The 19,706-nt window shown below is 62.8% G+C and carries 16 protein-coding genes; 15 read left to right on the top strand and 1 reads right to left on the bottom strand.

The features are described 5' to 3' along the window. Window positions 1–7 precede the first annotated feature (7 nt). Window positions 8–1,957, bottom strand: coding sequence for a type VI secretion system Vgr family protein (locus HGK27_RS19160; protein WP_206244452.1), 1,950 nt, complete (start codon window positions 1,955–1,957; stop codon window positions 8–10). Between the two features lie 505 nt (window positions 1,958–2,462). Between HGK27_RS19160 and HGK27_RS19155 the strand changes: the two genes are divergently transcribed. The 15 genes from HGK27_RS19155 (at window position 2,463) to tri1 (ending at window position 19,600) form a co-directional block, all read left to right on the top strand. Further along, window positions 2,463–2,870, top strand: coding sequence for an OmpA family protein (locus HGK27_RS19155; RefSeq protein ID WP_206244451.1), 408 nt, complete (start codon window positions 2,463–2,465; stop codon window positions 2,868–2,870). Window positions 2,871–2,930: 60 nt separating this feature from the next. Then, window positions 2,931–3,902 carry a type VI secretion system protein TssA gene (locus HGK27_RS19150; RefSeq protein ID WP_206245425.1) on the top strand — a complete coding sequence of 324 codons (972 nt, stop codon included), beginning with the start codon at window positions 2,931–2,933 and terminating at the stop codon, window positions 3,900–3,902. A gap of 76 nt (window positions 3,903–3,978) precedes the next feature. After that, a complete protein-coding gene (tssB, locus tag HGK27_RS19145; RefSeq protein WP_206244450.1) occupies window positions 3,979–4,503 on the top strand; it encodes a type VI secretion system contractile sheath small subunit in 525 nt (174 codons plus the stop codon). Window positions 4,504–4,521: 18 nt separating this feature from the next. Further along, window positions 4,522–6,012: a type VI secretion system contractile sheath large subunit gene (gene tssC, locus HGK27_RS19140; RefSeq protein ID WP_206244449.1), complete on the top strand. Its 1,491-nt coding sequence runs from the start codon at window positions 4,522–4,524 to the stop codon at window positions 6,010–6,012. Between the two features lie 101 nt (window positions 6,013–6,113). Next, on the top strand, window positions 6,114–6,608 hold the full coding sequence (locus tag HGK27_RS19135; RefSeq protein ID WP_206244448.1) for an Hcp family type VI secretion system effector: 495 nt from the start codon (window positions 6,114–6,116) through the stop codon (window positions 6,606–6,608). An 8-nt stretch (window positions 6,609–6,616) separates the two neighbouring features. Beyond that, complete coding sequence (locus HGK27_RS19130) at window positions 6,617–7,402, top strand: type VI secretion system accessory protein TagJ (RefSeq protein WP_206244447.1); 786 nt, start codon at window positions 6,617–6,619, stop codon at window positions 7,400–7,402. Window positions 7,403–7,404: 2 nt separating this feature from the next. Further along, a complete protein-coding gene (gene tssE / locus HGK27_RS19125; RefSeq protein ID WP_206244446.1) occupies window positions 7,405–7,938 on the top strand; it encodes a type VI secretion system baseplate subunit TssE in 534 nt (177 codons plus the stop codon). Window positions 7,939–7,943: 5 nt separating this feature from the next. After that, a complete protein-coding gene (tssF, locus tag HGK27_RS19120; protein WP_206244445.1) occupies window positions 7,944–9,800 on the top strand; it encodes a type VI secretion system baseplate subunit TssF in 1,857 nt (618 codons plus the stop codon). After that, entirely contained in the window at window positions 9,764–10,795 is a 1,032-nt protein-coding gene (gene tssG, locus HGK27_RS19115) for a type VI secretion system baseplate subunit TssG (protein WP_241127628.1), read from the top strand. The genes tssF and tssG overlap by 37 nt, the downstream gene beginning before the upstream one ends. Beyond that, window positions 10,796–13,492, top strand: a complete 2,697-nt coding sequence (gene tssH, locus HGK27_RS19110) for a type VI secretion system ATPase TssH (protein WP_206244444.1) — start codon at window positions 10,796–10,798, stop codon at window positions 13,490–13,492. It begins immediately after the preceding gene. A gap of 63 nt (window positions 13,493–13,555) precedes the next feature. Beyond that, on the top strand, window positions 13,556–13,702 hold the full coding sequence (locus tag HGK27_RS19105) for a hypothetical protein (protein ID WP_206244443.1): 147 nt from the start codon (window positions 13,556–13,558) through the stop codon (window positions 13,700–13,702). Then, the gene (locus HGK27_RS19100; protein ID WP_206244442.1) at window positions 13,702–14,550 is read left to right on the top strand and encodes a hypothetical protein; all 849 of its coding nucleotides are present in this window, start codon (window positions 13,702–13,704) and stop codon (window positions 14,548–14,550) included. Before HGK27_RS19105 ends, HGK27_RS19100 begins: the two co-directional genes overlap by 1 nt. A 12-nt stretch (window positions 14,551–14,562) precedes the next feature. Continuing rightward, complete coding sequence (locus HGK27_RS19095; protein WP_206244441.1) at window positions 14,563–14,895, top strand: PAAR domain-containing protein; 333 nt, start codon at window positions 14,563–14,565, stop codon at window positions 14,893–14,895. A gap of 8 nt (window positions 14,896–14,903) precedes the next feature. After that, complete coding sequence (locus HGK27_RS19090) at window positions 14,904–18,509, top strand: RHS repeat-associated core domain-containing protein (RefSeq protein WP_206244440.1); 3,606 nt, start codon at window positions 14,904–14,906, stop codon at window positions 18,507–18,509. Then, window positions 18,506–19,600, top strand: coding sequence for an ADP-ribosylarginine hydrolase Tri1 (gene tri1, locus HGK27_RS19085; protein ID WP_206244439.1), 1,095 nt, complete (start codon window positions 18,506–18,508; stop codon window positions 19,598–19,600). The genes HGK27_RS19090 and tri1 overlap by 4 nt, the downstream gene beginning before the upstream one ends. Window positions 19,601–19,706: the final 106 nt, after the last annotated feature.

The raw sequence follows: 19,706 nt of genomic DNA, 5'->3' as shown, positions 1-19,706 counted from the left end.
AACGCCTTCAATTGATTTTGACGAGTCCGCCTGTCAGCGTCAGCGTGCCCTTGCCATCCGCGGAGGTTTCCGGTGCATCGATTGCCACGGAAGCCTGCCCGCTGACAGTGATGTTGGGCGCGCTGATCGCGATCGAGGTCGGCTTGATCACGATGCTCGACTGGCCGACTTTGAGTTCGATGCTGGTGTTGGCGGTTACCTTGAAGGATTGCACGACATCGAGAATATCGTCCTTGCCCACCTTGGTCTTGCGCTGCTCGACAATCTGGACATCCTGATTACGCCCGACCTTCAACGTTTCGTCGCGGAAGACGCTCTCCTCGTGGTCGAAACCGATGTTGACCGATTGGTTGCGGCCTACATCATGTGTTTCGTCCAGCCGGATGCGGGTGTTCATCAGGCGCTCGGCATGGACATAGACTTCCTCGGCGCCGCCCTTGTCCTCGAAGCGGATTTCATTGGCGCCGGGTGCGCCGCTGTCGAGCGGTTGCGCGTTGGTGTAGTCGCCGGTCTGGCCATAGCGCTTGGTGCGCCACAGGGCGCGCGTCTTGTTGGCGGGCAGGGGGTAGATCGGCATATGGTTGGCGTTGAAGACGCGGCCCACCACCACCGGGCGATCGGGATCGCCGCCGAGGAAATCGACCAGCACCTCATGCCCCACGCGCGGCAGGATGAGATTGCCGAGGCCACCGGTCTGCGAGACACGGATCCAGCAGGTGGCCGCCTCGCCGGGGGTGGTGCCGCGGTCCCAGTGGAAGCGGACTTTCACGCGGCCATAGTCGTCGGTGAAGATTTCCTCGCCCTCGGGGCCGGAGACCACGGCGGTTTCCAGACCCTGCACCATCGGGCGCGGGGTGGAGAGCGGGGGGTGGAAGGTGGTGTCGGCGGGAATGGCCTCAAAGCGGGTGTTGAAGGAGGCCTCATGCGCATGCGAGCCGCTGCGATAGGTTTCGGCGGTGATGCTGTGATAGGCCGACATGATCAGATAATCGGCGTTCATCCGCCCGATGTGATGGTCCGCCACGGTCACCTTGAAGCCGCAGGACAGGCCTGCCGCTTGCGATGATCCGGTGAAGACCCGGCGCTGGGCACGCATGGCGCTGATCAGCGTGTCGCTGCGCTCGCCGCCATGGGTTTCCACCTCACTCACGCCGATGGATTCGTGGAAGAAGCGGCCCGGATAGACATAGGTTTCCTGCGTGTCGCGCGGGTGCTGCGCTTCGGCCTGTGCCTTGGCTTCGACAAAGCGGTTGGGCGCGCGAAAATCCCAGTCGCGCAGGGTGACATGCGATCCGGCCTGTGTGCTGACCTTTTCGCGCCAGCTTTGCAGATGGTGCCGCCCGCCGCTGGAGCGTTCCACCGAATCCGCCGTAAAGACCGAGATCGAATTGGGCGCATAGACCAGCGTGGCGGGCGTTCCCGCGACATGCGAGGCAGGGCCGTCGCAGATGACCATCACATGACGATCAGCCTCGTGCCGGAAGAAGAAGTAGAAACCTTCCTCTTCCATTAACCGTGAGGTGAAGGCGAAATCGCTTTCCTGATACTGCACGCAATAGTCGCGCGGGCGCGGTGTGCCCGAAAGCTTGAACTCGAAATCGGCAATACCCGCCTTCTGGAAAATCTGGCTGATGATGTCTTGCGCGTTGAGATCCTGAAAGATCGCCATGGCGCGGTTCTGCGCGAGGAAATAGCTCCAGGGGCGCAGGGCCAAGCGATAGCGGTGGCCGGTGGGGGTCTCGTCGATATGTTCGCCAGAAATGACCAGGCCGTGGAAGTAGCGCTGCAGCACCTCATCCTCGCGCACTTTGAGCGCGCAAGGCTTGCCCAGATGCGGCTGAAGATCGATTTCCAGCGGCGCGAACAGATCGACTGTTATGGTAAAGGGTGCGTTAAGACCCTCCATGCAATCGATGCGTTCAAGTTCGACCTGCTCATCGCCAAGGTCGACGGACATTTCCGATAGTCTCGACGTAGCAGCCAAAATCGGCCTCCGACATGAATCAGCAGCGGCGTGTCTGGCTTATCCTGTGCGAGTTATGCAAGCCTATAAAGCTGCTTGTTGACGTTTTCATGGCATTGGCTCTTGTCCTGACGAAAACACGGAACTAGGATAAGTTGCTTGGGGCGGGACTGACTCATTAGGCAAAGAGGGCTTGATGCGAATTGGAATTCCAGCGGCTCTTGCGGGCCTGACGGCGATGCTCGCCGCGCCCGCGTTTGCCGGCCCTGCAAAGGCTCCCGAGCCTTCGGTACAAGGCTATCTTTGCGTCTTCGCAGGCAAGTGCGATGGGGCTTCGTCTGATGCATCCGTTCAGCCTGCAGCTGGCGATTCGGGGGTAACGGAAGGCTTCCGTATCGCCCGTCCGAATGCTGGCGGGCAGAAGGCGCCGGGGGGTATTTCGCCCACGCCTGCAGCTGTGTCTTCTCAGGGATTTGTCGCGAAATCGGGCCATGGCGGCGTGAGGGCGAGCCATGTGGGGGCTGCAAGGCCTGCGCTGGTCGCAGCAAATACACAACCTGTCGCGGGGGCGGGGCATGCCGATCTGATGATCGGTTTCAAGCTGAACTCCGCACAGATCACGCCGGATGGCATGGCTAAGGCGCGGGTCTTTGCGCAGGCGATGCAAATGCCTGAGCTTTCAGGAAAACGCTTCCTGATCGAGGGGCATACCGATTCGCGCGGCAACCTCAATACGAATATGGATCTGTCGCGCCGCAGGGCTCAGGCGGTGGCGGATTTCCTCTCGCAACAGGGGGTGGAAGCCTCGCGCATCGATGTGAAGGGCTTCGGGTCCAGCCAGCCGCTGCCGGGGCATGTCGCTGCCGACACCCGTAACCGCCGCGTGGAAGCACGGCTCGCCTCCTGATCCTTTGCTGGCCCTGTGGGGCGGTGGGGACTTTGGGCTTTGCGGAGCGATCAGCCTGTGATGACTCTCGATGAATTGCTGGTGCCTGTCTCGGATGAGAAGCCGGGCGGCGAGGATCTGTTCGACCATCCTGACCGTCAGGAGATCGAGCAAGCCTTTGAAGAAGGTGCCGAATCTGTTGATTGGCGCGGCACGATCGCGCTGATCGAGCAGCAAAGCCGTTTGAGCAAGGATATCTGGCTGGCGATTTATCTCGCCCGTGCCGGCGCGCGCATGGGGCGCATCGAGACCGTTGCCATCGGCTGCGAGATGCTGGCCGGACTTATGGAGCGCTATTGGGATGTGCTGCATCCCTCGCTTGAGGATTACGGCTTTATCGGGCGCCGCGGTGCCTGTGAATCGCTGGCCCGGATCGGCACATTTCTGGGGCCTTTGAAGCGTATCACGCTGGTGGAGCATCCGCGTCTGGGCTCCTATTCCGCCGAGGATATGGAGCGTTTCGACGCCGAGGGCGATAGCGCTGAGGGTTTCGGCATGTTCCGCCATGCGGTGGAGGAAACTCCGCCCGAAGCCTTCGCGGAAAAGATCGAGGTGCTGATGCAGATCCGTGCATCCATCGAGCGGGTGGACGCCGCGCTGATGGCTCATGCGGGCGATGAAACCGGCACCGATTTCAAGCCGACCTATCAGGTCATTGATGCCATGCGCCGTCTGTTGGCGCCCTATGCCGGGGCCAAGGATGCGGTGGAGGAAAAGGCGCCCGATGAGGCGGGCGAGGCCGTGCATTCGGGCCCGCGTGGCGTGGTCGGGCGACTTGAATCGCGGGACGATGTGGCCCGCGCGCTCGACGCAATTTCAGATTATTATGCGCGCCGGGAACCAACTAGCCCAATACTCGTTGCCCTACGTCGGGTCAGAGGATGGATCAGCATGGATTTCATGGCGCTGCTCGAAGACATTGCTCCCAACAGTGTCTCCGAGGCAGGTTCTGTGTTGTTAACCCGGTCAAATGACGATAGTTCGCGATATTGACGATGATTTCGGCATAATTTGTCGGAAATATACAAATTAACGGCCATGACTGGCCAATCAAAAGGTGGGAAAACCAATGATTGCAAAGAGCGGCCAGCGCTTCATCAAGGAGAATCGGGCGCCTCGTGTTCACATTGAATATGAGGTTGAGACCTATGGTTCGCGCCAGAAGATCGAACTGCCCTTTGTGATGGGCGTGCTGTCCGACCTCTCGGGCAAGAGCCTTGTCGACAAGAAGGATGTCGCCAAGCGCGATTTCGTCGAGTTCGATATGGACAATTTCGATGAGCGTCTGGAAGCGATCGCGCCGCGTGCAGCCTTTGCGGTGGACAACACGCTGACGGGTGACGGCAAGCTGGCTGTCGATCTTACCTTCAAGTCGATCAATGATTTCCTGCCAGGCGAGGTGGTCAAGAATGTGCCTGCTCTGGCGCAACTGCTTGAGGCCCGCCAGAAGTTGCAGGATCTGCTGGTCTATATGGACGGCAAGGAAGGTGCACAGCAATTGCTTGAAAAGGTGCTGAAAGATCCGGCGTTGCTGTCGGCGCTCTCCTCCGCTGATGCCGCGAAAAGTGAAGCCAATTCGGCCGAACAGGCCTGAGACCAGGGATCAAGACACATGGCACAGGAAGCAGTTCAGGGCGGCACCGCGTCGCTCCAGGCCGAGAGCGCGCAACTGGATGATTTCACGGCGCTGCTCCAGAAGGAGTTCAAGCCTGCCGACGATATCCGCAAGAACCGCATCGAGGAGTCGGTCAAGACTCTGGCGCATCAGGCGCTGGAGAATGCCTCGATCATCGGTGATGATGTTTATGCGACGGTCGACGCCTTGCGCGCCGAGCTGGATCGCAAGCTGACCGAGCAGGTCAATCAGATCATCCACAATGAAGAGTTTCAGGCGCTGGAAAGCGCATGGCGCGGTCTTCACTATATGGTGATGAACACCTCGACCGGCAAGGATATGAAAATCCGTGTCATGAACATGTCGAAGGAGGAGTGTCGCAAGATGTTCCGCCAGTATCGCGACGCGGCATGGGATCAGAGCCCGCTCTTCAAGAAGGTCTATGAGTCCGAATTCGGCCAGCTGGGTGGCCAGCCTTATGGCGCCTTTGTCTGTGATTATTATTTCGATCACACCGCGCCGAATCTTGAGGTGATGAAGGGGCTCGCCAAGATTGGTGCGGCCGCGCATGCGCCCTTTATCGCCGCTGCCGCGCCGCCGCTGTTCGGCATGGAGAGCTGGACCGAACTGTCCAATCCGCGTGATCTGGGCAAGCTGTTCGATGCGCAGGAATATTCCGCCTGGCGCAGCTTCCGCGCCTCCGAGGACAGCCGCTATCTCTCTCTGACCATGCCGCGCTTCCTGGGGCGTCCGGTTTACGGCGCCAAGACCGAGCCGGTCGATGAGTTTGATTTCGAGGAGGAAACTGGTGGTGAGCACGATCATCACCTCTGGCTGAACGCTTCTTACGCCATGGGCACGCGTATCACCGAGGCGTTCAACACCTATGGCTGGTGCACCCGCATTCGCGGTGTGGAATCGGGCGGCACGGTTGAAGGTCTGCCCACCGCGACCTTCCCGACCGACGATGGCGGTGTGGACTACAAGTGCCCCACCGAAATCGCCATTTCCGATCGTCGCGAGGCGGAGCTTTCGGCAGCAGGCATGATTGCGCTGATCCATCGCAAGAACAGCGATCAGGCCACCTTTATTGGTGCCCAGACACTGCATCGCGCGAAGAATTACGAGAATGCCGACGCCACGGCCAATGCGAACCTTTCGGCGCGTCTGCCTTATATTTTCGCCAGCTGCCGTTTCGCGCATTATCTGAAGTGCATGGTGCGCGATTGGGTCGGCGGCAACCGCGAAGCTGACCAGCTGCAGCGCGATCTGCACAATTGGGTTCTGCAATATGTCGACGGCTCTCCGGCGCTGTCGAGCGAAGAAACCAAGGCGCGCCTGCCGCTCAAGGATGCCCGTATCGAAATCGTGCCGGATGATGAAAATCCCGGTTACTATAAGGGCAAGTTCATGTTTGTTCCGCATTACCAGCTGGAAGGCATGGATATTGCTCTCAGCATGGTTTCGAGATTGCCGCGAACTGCGTGATTTTCGGGATGAGCTGATTTTTCAGTTATAAGATTTCAGTCTATTGCAACAATCCGAATTTAGGTTCGCGGTTGTTACTCATTACTTGTAGGGGATTTCTAATGGCAGTTGATCTGTTCCTGAAGATTGACGGGATCGACGGTGAAAGTCAGAAGAAGGGCCACGAGAAGGAAATCGATATCATTTCCTTCAACTTCGGTGCGGCCCAGCATGGTTCCTTCCACACTGGCGGTGCCGGCGGTGGTTCGGGCAAGGCCGAAATCCGCGATATCTCGATCACCAAGGAAGTCGACAAGTCTTCGCCCAAACTGTTCAGTGCTTGTGCCTCGGGTCGTCATATTCCGCAGATCATCATCTACTCGCAGAAGGCTGGCGACGGCACCAATCCGCTGGTCTATTACAAGATCACGCTGGAAGACGTCATCGTGTCTTCGGTGGACAATCAGGGTGCTGCCCACGGCGATGCCATCATGGAATCGATCGTGTTCAACACTGCCAAGGTGACCTTCGATTATCAGCCGCAGAACCGCACGGGCGGCAAGGATGGCGGCATCATCACCGCCAGCTACGACATTCGTCAGAACGTCGCCAGCTGATCCGAACCATGGCGGATGCCGATACTCTGCTGCGTTCGGGCGATATCGAAGGTGCGCGTGCCGCATTGGTCGGTACCGTCCGGGCGCAGCCCGCCGATCAGGCGGCGCGCATGTTCCTGTTCCAGCTGCTCGCCGTGGCTGGCGAGTGGGACAAGGCTCGCAAGCAATTGCAGGCTCTCGCCCAGCTTTCGGGTGAGGCGCAGATGCTGGCCACGGCCTATGGTCAGGCGATCGATGCCGAGCTGGAACGCGGCGAGGTGTTTGCCGGGCGCCAAAGGGCGCGCCAGCATGTGGCATCCGACTGGTGCGAAGGTGTGGTCGATGCGCTGCATCACCTGACCAACGGCCGCACGGATGGGGCGATTGCCGCGCGCGATGCGGCCTTCGATGCCGCGCCAGATACGCCGGGCCGCTTCAATGATGAGGCTTTCGAGTGGATCGCTGACGCCGATGCGCGTTTCGGCCCCGCTTTCGAAGCCATCATTGGTGGGCGCTATGGTTTGCAGCCTTTCGATCAGGTTGCCAGCATTACCAGCGAAGGCCCGCGCGATTTGCGTGACCTTGTTTGGTATCCGGTGCAGATCGCTTTCAAATCCGGGCAATCGGTGGCGGGCTTCCTGCCTGCGCGCTATCCGGGCAGCGAAGCCGCGCAGGACAATGGCGAGCGTCTTGCCCGCGAAACCCGGTGGCGGGTCCATGACTTTGGCGATCTTGCCTCCGGCCAGCGGCTCTGGACGCTGTCGGATGGCGACGATCGCGGGCTGTTGAGCCTGCGCGCTCTGCACTTCGATTGATCATGGCCGTCAGTCACCGTCTCACGCCCACGCTTTTCGACAAGCTGGTGGCGGACATCGATATTTCCGGCCTGAAGGACATCCATTCGGATACGCCTGATGTCTCGCGCGAGAAATTCCGGCATTACACTGTGCCCCGGCTTGATCGCTTCAATGAGGCCGCGCTGCGCAGCACGATCCGGCGCGAGCTGGCATGGCTGCTCAACACCACCAATCTGGAGGCGCTCCATGATCTGGAGCCCTATCCGCATGTGCAAAGTTCGGTGCTGAATTACGGCCTCAGCGATCTGGCGGGCAAGCCGCTGACACGGCGAGCGGTCCTCAATCGCGCGCGCGAAATCCGCAAGGCGATCCGTCAGTATGAGCCGCGTCTGGGCGAGGATTCGCTCAGCGTCGAGCCTGCCGAAAGCCATGACAAGCCCAACACCGTCACTTTTGTGATCCGCGCGGATATCACGGCTGCCGCGCAAGCCATGCCGGTCAAATTTCGGACCGAGGTGGACCCGGAAACCGTCGCCGTCGACGTGCGGGAGTAGGCGCCATGGACCCGCGCCTGCTGCGCCATTACAACGATGAACTCGCCTATCTGCGCGAAGCCGCGCGCGAATTCGGCGAGGAGCATGAGACCGTCGCGGGCCGCCTTGGCCTCAAGACGCCGACCGATCCCGACCCCTATGTCGAGCGGCTGCTGGAGGGCGTGGCCTTTCTGGGCGCGCGCGTGCAGCTCAAGATGGCGGATCAATATCCCGAGTTCACCTCGCATCTGCTGCATGCGATCCAGCCGCATTATCTGGCGCCGATGCCCTCGATCTGCATCGCCGGTTTCGAACCCAAGCAGGGCGAACAAAACCTGCTGGCGGGCCATCATGTGCCGCGTGGCACCCAGCTGGTGGCCAACACGCAGGACAATGCCCCGGTGATCTTCCGCACCGGCCATGATGTCACCATGTGGCCGCTGGCGATTGTCGAGGCGGAATATCTCTCCACCCGCGCGGCGGTCGCCTCCTATGCCGGTTCGGGCGAAATCCGCGCCGAGGCGGGCCTGCGTCTGCGCTTTGCCGCCACGCCGGGCGCCGATCTGCCGCAGATCAAGGTGAAGGATCTGCCGCTTCACCTGCATGGCGCAGAGGCCGTGCCCAACGAACTCTATCGCCAGATCATTGGCGAGACTTTGGGTGTGCTGGCCCGTTCTGCCGATGCCCCGGCCAATGCGCCCTGGATGGCGCTGCCGCTGCCAGAGCAGGTCGGCTTTGAGGACGACGAGGCTCTGCTTCCTGCAGAGCAACGCTCCTTCCGTGGTTATCGCCTGCTGTCGGAATATTTCGCCTGCCCGGAGCGGTTTTTGTTCGCGCGACTGAAGGGGCTGGATCGCGCCTTTAAAGCATCGCCGCAGATGTGCGATGTGGTGCTGCTGTTTTCGCGCGCCTCGCCCACGCTGGCCCGCGCGGTGGACAAGACCAACTTCAAGCTTTTCGCCACCCCCGCGATCAACCTCTTCGAAAAGCAGCTCGACCGCGTGCAGGTCCGCCCGCATGAGCATGAATTCCATGTCATCCCGGATCGCACCAAGCGCAATGATTTCGAGGTCTTCCGCCTGCTCGACGTGAAGGCCTATGCGCGGGACAATCTCGATCCCAAGACGGTGGCGCCGCTCTATGCTTTCGGTGCGCTGCTCTATGACTGGCGCGAGGCCTTGTTCTATTCCACGCAGCTGCGCCCCCGCCGCCTGTCGACGCGCGAAAGGCGTTTGCGCCGCCGCAGCGAATATGTCGGCACGGATACGTGGCTCAGCCTGACCTCGCCAGGTGACGCCACGCGGCTGGATGATGTGCATGAGCTGGCGGTGCGCGCGCTGGTCACCAACCGCGAATTGCCTGAGTTGCTGTCGTTTCGCGGCGATCAGCATTTCACCGTTTCGGGCGTTCCTGCGCGCGCGGTCACCGTGCTGCGCGCGCCCACGCGCCCGCGCCCGCCGCTGGGGTTGGGCGATGCGGCATGGCGGGTGATCGCCCACCTTACTCCCAATTATGCCACGCTGGCCGCCGAGGATCATGACGATCCTTCGGCTCTGCGCGACCATCTGGCGCTTTATGGTCAGCAGGATGAGGCCGCCTTGCGCCGCCAGATCGACGGCGTGCTGGCGATCCGTTCCACCAAGGTGATGCGCCGCGTGCCGGGGCTCGACCGCATGGCGCTGGCGCGCGGCCACCGCATCCGCATCAAGCTGGACGACGCCGCTTTCGACAAGAGCGGCATGTTCCTCTTCACCGCCGTTCTGGAGCGCTTTCTGGCCGAATTCGCCAGCATCAACGCGTTCACCGAATGCCATTTCCACAGTCCGAACGAGGGGGATGTCGCGCAATGGCCGCCGCGCATGGGTCGCCGCCACACCATCTGACCTTCCTCGCAAGGATCAGGGAGAAGGCGCGCCTCTTCGGGATGTTCCCGGCGGTGCGCGGCGCGGAGGCGCGCGCGCCCGATCTGCCGCGTCTGGGTGAGGCGCGTCGCCCCGATCAGAGCATCGTCGATCTGGCGCAGATCCCGGCGATGCATTTCCCAGCGCCCACGCTGCATTCGGTGGAGTTTCGCCATCAGCGCGCGCAGATCAACGGCTATTGGCTGGGGCTGACCGGGCCGATGGGGCCGCTGCCGGTCCATCTCACCGAATTTGCGGCCTTCGAGCATCGCTATGCCAAGCAGCGGCCTTTTGGTCGCTGGCTGGATGTGCTGGCGAACCGCATGCTTCAGCTTTTCTACCGCGCTTGGGCGGATTCCCAGCCTGCGGTGCAAGCCGATCGCCCCGCCGATGACCGCTTTGGTGCCTATCTGGCGTTCCTGTCGGGCGCGACGGAAGGTGTTTCGGATCATGCGGCCTTTCCGGCGCGGGCGCGGGTGCATTATGCCTCGCTCTTCGCCTCGCGGCGCAGCGCGATTGGCATCGAGGACTCGCTCGGGCATCTGCTCGGCCAGCCGGTGCGGGTGATCGAATATCAGCCGCGTTGGCGCGAGATCGAGAAGGAAGACCGCAGCCGCCTCGGCAAGGGCTTCGCCACTTTGGGGCAGGATGTGGTGCTGGGCGGCCGTATCCGCACCGCGTCGGACAGTTTCAGCGTGGTGATCGGCGCGCGCAACTTTGGCGAGTTCGAGAAACTGCTGCCCGGCCAGCCGCGCTTCACCATAGCGTCCGAAGCGCTCGATGCCTTTGCGCCCAGCCATCTGGAATGGGACATCCGCATCGATATTCCACAAAGCGAAGTCCCGCCTGCGCGCCTCGATGGCCGCACTCGGTTGGGCTGGACCGGTTGGCTCAGCCCGAAACCATCCGACACCATCCGGTCCGACGCGCATCTGCGCCGCATGAAACCGGCTCACGCATCCTTGGGGGAACTGTAAATGTCCGAGATCAGTCGCACCGCTTTGTTTGAGCGCCTCGGCCCGGTGCCGCTCAAGGCCATCGAGACCGCGACCAGCTTCTGCAAGATGCGCGGCAATCCCTATGTCGAGCTGGTCCACTGGCTGCATATTCTGCTGCAGGACCCGCGCAACGATCTCGCCGCGATCCGCAGCAGCTTTGGGCTGGATGATGCGCGGCTGACGCAGGATGTGGTGGCGGCGCTCGACGCTCTGCCGCGCGGCGCCAGCGCCATTTCCGATTTCGCGCCGCAGATCGAGGAAGCCATCGAGAAGGGCTGGCTCTATGCCTCGCTGCAATTCGGGGTGAGCCGCGTGCGTTCGGGCCATTTGTTCTACGGCATGCTCAAGACGCCGACCTTGCGCAACGCTCTCTATGCGCTGAGCGGCGAGTGGCGGAAAGTCAGCGCCGACAAGCTGGGCAACAGCTTTGACGAGGTGATCGCCGCTTCGGCTGAAACCAGTGAGCGCAGCGCTGCGGCCCCCGTGGCGGGTGAGGGCGAGCCGGGCGCCGTGGCCGCCGGACGTGGCGAGGCTCTGGCGAAATATTCCGTCGATCTGACCGCTAAGGCGCGCGCCGGAGAGATCGACCGTATCATCGGGCGCGATGCCGAAATCCGCCAGGTGGTCGATATTCTGCTGCGCCGCCGCCAGAACAACCCGATCCTCGTCGGCGAGGCGGGCGTGGGCAAGACGGCGGTGGCCGAGGGCTTTGCCCGCCGGGTCGCCGATGGCGATGTGCCCCCCGCGCTGGAGGGCGTGACGGTGCGCTCGCTCGACATCGGGCTGATGCAGGCCGGGGCCGGCGTGAAGGGCGAATTCGAGAAGCGCCTGCGTCAGGTGATCGATGAGGTGGAAAGCTCGCCGGTGCCGATCATTCTGTTTATCGATGAGGCGCATACGTTGATCGGCGCGGGCGGTCAGGCGGGCACGGGCGATGCGGCCAATCTGCTCAAGCCGGCTCTGGCGCGTGGACGGCTGCGCACCATCGCGGCCACGACCTATGCCGAATATCGCCAGTATTTCGAGAAAGACCCGGCGCTCACCCGCCGCTTCCAGACCGTCGATGTGGGCGAGCCCGAAACCGGCAAGGCGATCGACATGATCCGTTCGGTCGCGCCGATGATGGAGAAGCATCATGGCGTTACTGTGCTGGATGAGGCGGTTGCGGCGGCGGTGCTGCTGTCGCAGCGCTATGTTCCCGCGCGGCAGTTGCCGGATAAGGCGGTGAGCCTGCTCGATACGGCCTGTGCGCGTGTTGCGGTCTCGCAGCATGCCACACCCGCCACGGTGGAGGACCGCCGCCGCCGCCTCGAACTGCTGGAGATCGAGCGCGAGGTCGTCTCGCGCGAGGCTTCGGATCACTACCGAAATGACGACCGCCTCGACCGCATCGAGGAAGAGATCACCGCCGCCCGTGAGGCTCTGGAGACTGTCACCGCCAAGTGGGAGCAGGAAAAGGATGCGCTGGCTGGTGTGGCCGCTGCCCGCGATGCTTTGCGCTCGGCACGGCAGGAGGAGGTTCAGGACGAAGTCCCGCTGAAGGCCGCACTGGAAACCGCTTTGGTGACGATGCGCGAGGTGCAGGCCGATACGCCGATGGTCTTTGGCGTGGTCGATCAGGATGCCATTGCGGCGGTGGTCGGCGACTGGACGGGCATTCCGGTGGGCCGCATGGTCAAGGATGAGATCCAGAGCGTGCTGACCATCGCCGATCAGCTCAAGGCGCGGGTGGTCGGGCAGGATCATGCCATGGACGCCATTGCCAAGCGCATCCAGACCAGCCGGGCCAAGCTGGACAATCCCAATAAGCCGGTGGGTGTCTTCATGCTCTGCGGACCCTCGGGCGTGGGCAAGACCGAGACGGCGCATGCACTGGCCGAACTGCTGTTCTCCGGCGATGACTCGCTGATCGTCATCAACATGAGCGAGTTTCAGGAGGCGCATACCGTCTCGACGCTGAAGGGCGCGCCTGCCGGTTATGTCGGTTACGGGCAGGGTGGGGTGCTCACCGAAGCGGTACGCCGCCGCCCCTATTCGGTGGTGCTGCTCGATGAGGTGGAGAAGGCCCACCCGGACGTCCATGAGATGTTCTTCCAGGTCTTCGACAAGGGCTTCATGAATGACAGTGAAGGCCGCTTTATCGATTTCAAGAACACCATCATCCTGCTGACCTCCAATGTTGGAACCGATCTGGTGATGACCTTGTCGGAGGACGAGGAGATGAAACCCGAGCCGGAAGCTCTGGCAGGCGCCCTGCGGCCCGATCTGCTCAAGACCTTCCCGCCTGCGCTGCTGGGCCGTCTGCTGGTGTTGCCCTATTATCCGCTGAGCCCTGATATGCTCTCGGGCATCGTGCGCCTGCAGTTGAAGCGTATCGAGAAGCGCATCGCGGAAAACCACAAGATCGCGCTGACCTTTGCCCCATCGGTTGTCGATCTGATCGTTTCGCGCTGCAATGAGGTGGCTTCGGGCGGGCGCATGATCGATGCGATCCTGACCAACACGCTGCTGCCCGAAATGTCGATCCAGCTGCTGGAGCGCCAGATGCGCGGGGAGGAAGTCGCCGGGATCGAGGTTTCGGCGGGGCCGGACGGCTTCCATTACGCCTTCACCGACAGGCAGGTGCAGCCGGCGCCGGTTGAGGCGCCGAGCCAGCTTGAGAATCTGGTGGAGTAAGGCAGCGTGCCTGCAAGTTGGATGGCAAGTTCAAGCGGCTCGCTCCGTCAGCTCGGAGGGAGCATGCTGTTCTCCCCCGCGCTGCTGGCTTGCATTGCGGATGGCGCTGGTGCGTCTGCGTCAGACCCTCTGCGCGGGGCCATGTCTGCCTATGGCGGGCAGGCCAGGGTGATGGATGTGCTTACCCGCCATGATGAGGAGGTGGAGTGATGCCCGGCATCACACTCTCTTCCTCAGTCGGGCGCGGCGGTGTGAATGCGCGTGAGGACGTGGCCGCCATCCAGCAGGGCCTCAACACGCGCGTGGGCGATCTTGGCCTTGGCGCGCTGCGCAGCGATGGCGTGATGGACGAACCAACCATGACCGCCATCGGTCGTTATCAGTCCTTCGTGATGGGCACAGCCTCGGGCGGGCGGATCGATCCGGGCAGCGCGATGGTCAGCCGCCTGTCGGACAATTCGCCCTCCACGCTGATGCGCGAAAGGTTGGCGGCTCAGGCGGTGCAGCGCAATCTGAGCGGCGCGGCATGGTTTCGCGCCAATCAGGCCCGCTTTCCCAACAGCGACAAGATCAGCGATCTGGCGCCCGGTTTCTCCGTTCAGGTCGACAGTTTCGTGGCCATGCTCAAGCGCGCCTCGGCCTCGGTGCGGGTCAGTTCCACGCGGCGCAACCGCAACCGGGCGTGGCTGATGCATTACGCCTGGGAGGTCGCCCATGGCCAGATCAAGCCCGATGCCGTGCCTGAGAACAAGGAGGTCGATATCCATTGGGATCATGGCGATGCCCGCGCCTCGCGCAAGGCGGCGCAGGCCATGGTCAATCTGTTCCATATTCGCTTCAAGCCCTCGCTGACCTCAAACCATATCGACGGGACGGCCATCGATATGACGATCAGTTGGGATCAGGCGATCACGGTCACCGATGCCGCGGGCAAGAGCGTGTGGATCGATCAGCCGCGCTCGGGCAACAGCAATGGCGATCTGCACCGGGTCGGCGCCACCTATGGGGTGCGCAAGCTGGCCACCGATCCGCCGCACTGGTCCAGCGATGGCCACTGAGAAGGAGCAGCCATGCCGCCCGCCGCGCGCATAACCGATCAGGAAAGCTGCCCGCATGCCAGCCATGCCACCATCGTCTCGGGCGAGGCCACGGTGCTGATCATGGGCCAGCCTGCCGCGCGCAAGGGCGATCAGCTCGATTGCGGCAGCAAGGCGCAGATCGAGGCGGGCTGCCCGACGGTCAAGATCGGCAACAATGAGGCCGCGCGCATCGGCGATACCTCCTGCCATGGGGGCACGCTAAAGAGCGGCGCGGTCACCGTGCTGATTGGCGATGGCGCGCCGCCGCGCCGCACAACGCTCGACCGCGCCTATGCCAGCGGCGCGCCCTTTGTGCAGGCATAGGCGCGCTGATGGCCGAGACACCGCCTTTTGCCGAGACCGGATTGCCGGTGCTTTTCGCGCCTGTCGACGCGCGGGCGGTTGCCGGTTGGGCCTCGGCGGGGCAGCTCTATGCGATGATCGATGGCTGCGTTTCGCCCGATGTGCCGGAACTGGCAGCATCTCAGCAGGGGGCTTGCCTTTATCAGGGTTGGGCAGCGGTCAGCTATCGTGACAAGGCGCCCTATCTGCTGCGCGTCGATGCGGGGATGGCGCAAGAGATCGCGCGCCGCTTCGATGGCCGGCCCTGGGGCTATTTCCTGCTGTCGAGTGCCGGTTTCAAAGCGGTGCATCGCCAGTTGCGGCGCTTTATCAAGGTTTCCTCTCCCGAGGGAGAAGGGTGGATTTTCCGCTTTCACGATCCGCGTCTGCTGCCCGCCTATCTGCGCAGTTCAACCGTGGAGGAACTGAACGCCTTTTTCGGACCGTTGCAGGCTTTTCTGACCGTCGATGGCGATGGCCATGGCCATATGGCCTATCGCGCGCCGGAGATTGTGCGCATGCCGCCCCGCCAACCCGTGGGCGCGCGTGCCCGGATAAGCCGGGCTCATGTTGCGGCGTTTCGGCGGCGGGCGGGCAGCGATCGGTTGGCAGGCAGCTTTGCCGGATTGCCGCATGCTCCCCGCCATGATCCGGCCTCCGATGATCTGCTGATCGACAGCCCCGGTGGCGGCGCCACGCGCCTGAGTTTTGGCGGCGATGGACAGGTTGAGCGTGTCACCAGCCCGTTGGGCCGTCAGTGGCATATGGCGCATGGCGACCAGGGCAAGCTGACGGCGTTGCGCATGCCCTCCGGGCTGGCGCTGGATCTGGCCTATGACCGGCGTGGCAACATCGCTGCTGTCTCGCGTGGCGGGCGTGAGCGGTTTCGCGCCCGGCATGATGCCGTCAACCGGCTGGAGCGCATGGACTTCGCCGACGGCACCTTCCATGCCGTGGCCTATCGTGATGAGGGCCGTCTGGCTGCGCGCGATCCTCAAGGGCGCTTTATCACGGCCCGCCGCGACAGGCTGGGGCGGATCGAGCGCTTCGATTATCAGGGCGATGCGCTGGCGGCGGTCAGCGACGGCAATGGCAACAGCACGCGCTTTCTCTATGGCGTGGGGTCTCAGCCGGAAGCGCAGATCCATCCTGATGGCGCGCGGGAGAGCTACAGCTTCGATCCTGCCGGCACACTTCAGCAACTGATCCGCGCCGATGGTTTGCGCATCGATCTCAGCCGAAATGCTGCGGGGCAGGTGACGCGGATGGCGGCTGGCGATGGGGTGGCCAGTTTCGACTATGACGCGCGCGGGCTGCTGCTGTCGGCGCGGAATGAAGAGATCGATCTGGCGTGGCGCTATGATGCGCAAGGCCGCCTGATCGAGGAGCGGCAGGGCGATCAGAGCGTCCGTTATGAGTATGACGCTGCGGGCGTGCAAATCGGTCTGGTCTGGCCTGATGGCAGCGCGATGCGCTACACGCGCGATGCCGATCAGCGCCTCTGCGCGGTCACCGATTGGAGTGGCGCGCGCCATACCCTCGACTATGCGCCTGAAGAGGCCGGATGGCGGATGCTGTCCCCCGGCGGGCTGGTGGCCACGACATGGCAGGATCAGGCCGGTCTGCCCACCGGGCGCCGACTGGAGACGCCCGATGGCACAGCCTTCCAGCAAAGCTATGCCTATGACGCCGAGGACCGGCTGGTCGCGCGGGAAGACAGTCGGCTTGGCGCGCTGCGGGTGGATTATGATGCGGAGGGGCAGGTGTTGGCCCTGCAACGCGCGGATGGCGCGAGCGAACAGTTCGCTTATGACGGGGCGGGCAACCGCATTGCAAGTGCGGCGGGGGCGGCGCGTTTCAACGCGCTTAACCAGATGCTGGTGCAGGGGGGCGAGACCTTCTCCTATGACCAGCGCGGCAATCTGGTGGAGCGCAGCAGTGCCAGCCATTGGCGCTATGCATGGGACGGTTTCGAGCGGCTGATCCGCGCGGAGGATGACCATGGGCTGGTGGTTCGCTTCGCCTATGATCCGCTTGGTCGCCGCATCCGCAAAGAGGTGCGGAGCGGCGGAACCTTGCGCGTCACCCGCATGATCTGGGCGGGCGAGCAGATGATCCGCGAGATCGAAACCATCACCGCCGATGGCTGGCAAGATCACGGCACGCGGCACATCCGCGACTATGCCTATTGGCCCGAGAGTTACACGCCGCTGTTCCAGCGCGATGCTTCGGGGATCTGTCACTATCACGTCGATCCCATCGGCATGCCGGTTCGCCTGACGGATGCGCACGGGGCGATCGTCTGGGAAGCAGAGCGCACCGCCTTCGGGGCCTTGCAGCTTCTCGCGGGTGGAAAATATCAGCCGTTGCGCCTGCCAGGCCAGTATCACGATGCCGAAACCGGCCTGCATTACAACCGTCTGCGCTATTACGATCCTGCGATAGGGCGCTATCTCAGCCGTGATCCGATGGGGGCGGCGGGTGGTTTCAACCTCTATGCCTATGTCGGCAATGATCCGCTCAACCGTGCTGATCCGCTCGGGTTGCTGTGGCAGCAGGTGGCCTCTGCTGTAGCGGCCATTGCCGCAGGGGTGGTGATTGGCGCGATTTTGGCCCCGATTGCCGCGCCTGTGGTCGTGCTGCTGACGGCGGGGGCGATCGCCGGGATGATCGGCTTTGGTCTGAATGAGGCGCTGACCCAGAAAAGCTTCTGCCTTTCCTGCATTCTGCTGGCGGCGGGCAAGGGGGCGCTGGTCGGTGCTCTGGCAGCGGTGCCGTTCCTTTTTGTGCCTGCTGCTGCAGGTTATGCGATCTATGCCGGGGTGGGCGCGGTCAGCGGCTTTGTCAGCTATGTTGCTGATTGGGGCATCGACAATCTGGCGGGCAAGGATCACCCCTGGAGCTGGAAGGAAGCAGGCCTCGCGACGGGACTGGGGCTGGTGGCGGGGCCGGCGGGCAAATTCCTGGCCTCACGTTTTGCAGGCAAGGCTCCGGCGGAAGGTGGCGAGGCGCCCAAAACGCCCACGCCTCCCGAAGCCGGGCCGGGCAAGCCCACCATGTCCATGGCCGATGCTGTCGGCAAGGATTGGGCGGAGGAATGGCTCAATGGCGGGCGGGCGGCGGCGGCACGCAACAAGTTCGATATCTCGGGGCTGAGCGATGATGAGGTTACGGCGCTGCATGGCTATACGCGCGCGGGCTACCGCCAGCTCAACGCGGCCTTGCGCGGCGATACACCGATGACACCGCAACTGCAGGCCTTTTCGGACCATCTCGACAGCGGGCTCAGCAAACTGCCTTCTTTCGAGGGCACCAGCTATCGTGGCGGCACGCCGTCTGCCAGCGTGATGGACCAGTATCGCCCCGGCAATGTCGTGAGCGACGGCGCCCCCAAAAGCACGGCTGCTGATGCGGGGCAGGCCTATTCGGGGCGTTTGCAGGAGGTTGTGATCGGGCAAAGCGGCAAGGATGTCTCGCCGCTGTCGCGCTATCCTGAAACAGAGGTGCTCTATCCCAGCAACACCAAATTCGAGGTGCTTGAGCGAACCGACTTGCCCAACGGCAATGTGAACACCGTGATCAGAGAAGTGCCATGATCGATCTGCACCAAGATGATGTGACGCTGGGGCGCCATGTGCAGCAGCATTATGGCCACCTTTCGCCGGCGCCCAATCCGGATATGCGCCGCAGAATGCAGGATTGGGACCAGCCGCTGGCTGATGAGGCGCAGGATGAAGCGGCGGCGCTGCGCTGGCTGGAAACTCCCGCTTACGGCATTGCCGAGGCCGAGGCGCGCAACCGAGCGCGTGGCGCCTTGCTGGGGCTGGCCGTGGGTGATGCGGTGGGCACCACCATCGAATTCACGCCTCGGGACAGCGCGCGGGTGGAGGATATGGTCGGTGGCGGGCCCTTCAATCTGCAGCCGGGCGAATGGACCGATGACACCAGCATGGCGCTCTGCCTTGCCGATGCGCTGATCGCCGATCGCGATTTCAACCCCGAGACCTTCGCCAGGCTGCTGAGCCGCTGGTATCGCGAGGGCTATAACAGCATGAACGGGCGCTGTTTCGACATCGGCATGGCCACCCGCACGGCCATCGAGGGGCGCGAGGCGCTGGGTATGCGCTGGCGGGGCAACACCGATCCTGCGACGGCGGGGAATGGCTCGATCATCCGGCTGGCGCCGCTGGCGATTGCCTATCGCTCCTCGCTGGAGGCGATCTGGCGCTTGGCGCAGCCGGCCAGTGTGGTGACGCATGGCGCTTTGGAGGCGATCCATGGCGCGCGTCTGCTGGGCATCATCCTGTGCCATCTACTTCAGGGCGCGGGGCGCGACGAGGCTTTCGCGCCGAAGATCGCGCCTTTGCCGCCGCGTCTGCAGATCATCAATGCCGGTGAGTACAAGAGCAAGACGCGCGATCAGATCCGCTCTTCGGGCTATGTGGTGGATACGCTTGAGGCCGCTTTATGGGCCGTGTGGAACACCGACAATTTTCGCGACGCTGTGCTGCTGGCTGCCAATCTGGGTGACGATGCCGACAGTGTTGCCGCCGTTGCGGGGCAGTTGGCTGGGGCGCTCTATGGCGAAAGCGGGATGCCGCAGGCGTGGCGTGCGCGCCTTGCATGGTCGGATGATATTCGGAATCGGGCCGACACGCTTTTCGATCTTCAGTTGAGTGGTGAATGAAGATGCAAGGATGTTTTTTGCAACGCGTGCCAGCTTGCAATCACCGGGAAGGTTTGTTCAGGAAAAAATTTCAGTGACGGGAATGATCTTCAAGCATATGAGAAAA

The organism is Novosphingobium terrae, assembly GCF_017163935.1.
Classification (GTDB): Bacteria; Pseudomonadota; Alphaproteobacteria; order Sphingomonadales; family Sphingomonadaceae; genus Novosphingobium; species Novosphingobium terrae.
Note: the sequence above shows the minus strand (reverse complement) of the source record. Positions and strands in the feature narration are given on the sequence as shown.

Coding starts and splice junctions, on each gene's coding strand:
- HGK27_RS19160 (WP_206244452.1), bottom strand. CDS start 1,957: ATGTCCGTCGACCTTGGCGATGAGCAGGTCGAACTTGAACGCATCGAT.
- HGK27_RS19150 (WP_206245425.1), top strand. CDS start 2,931: ATGACTCTCGATGAATTGCTGGTGCCTGTCTCGGATGAGAAGCCGGGC.
- tssB (WP_206244450.1), top strand. CDS start 3,979: ATGATTGCAAAGAGCGGCCAGCGCTTCATCAAGGAGAATCGGGCGCCT.
- tssC (WP_206244449.1), top strand. CDS start 4,522: ATGGCACAGGAAGCAGTTCAGGGCGGCACCGCGTCGCTCCAGGCCGAG.
- HGK27_RS19135 (WP_206244448.1), top strand. CDS start 6,114: ATGGCAGTTGATCTGTTCCTGAAGATTGACGGGATCGACGGTGAAAGT.
- HGK27_RS19130 (WP_206244447.1), top strand. CDS start 6,617: ATGGCGGATGCCGATACTCTGCTGCGTTCGGGCGATATCGAAGGTGCG.
- tssE (WP_206244446.1), top strand. CDS start 7,405: ATGGCCGTCAGTCACCGTCTCACGCCCACGCTTTTCGACAAGCTGGTG.
- tssF (WP_206244445.1), top strand. CDS start 7,944: ATGGACCCGCGCCTGCTGCGCCATTACAACGATGAACTCGCCTATCTG.
- tssG (WP_241127628.1), top strand. CDS start 9,764: ATGGCCGCCGCGCATGGGTCGCCGCCACACCATCTGACCTTCCTCGCA.
- tssH (WP_206244444.1), top strand. CDS start 10,796: ATGTCCGAGATCAGTCGCACCGCTTTGTTTGAGCGCCTCGGCCCGGTG.
- HGK27_RS19105 (WP_206244443.1), top strand. CDS start 13,556: ATGCTGTTCTCCCCCGCGCTGCTGGCTTGCATTGCGGATGGCGCTGGT.
- HGK27_RS19100 (WP_206244442.1), top strand. CDS start 13,702: ATGCCCGGCATCACACTCTCTTCCTCAGTCGGGCGCGGCGGTGTGAAT.
- HGK27_RS19095 (WP_206244441.1), top strand. CDS start 14,563: ATGCCGCCCGCCGCGCGCATAACCGATCAGGAAAGCTGCCCGCATGCC.
- HGK27_RS19090 (WP_206244440.1), top strand. CDS start 14,904: ATGGCCGAGACACCGCCTTTTGCCGAGACCGGATTGCCGGTGCTTTTC.
- tri1 (WP_206244439.1), top strand. CDS start 18,506: ATGATCGATCTGCACCAAGATGATGTGACGCTGGGGCGCCATGTGCAG.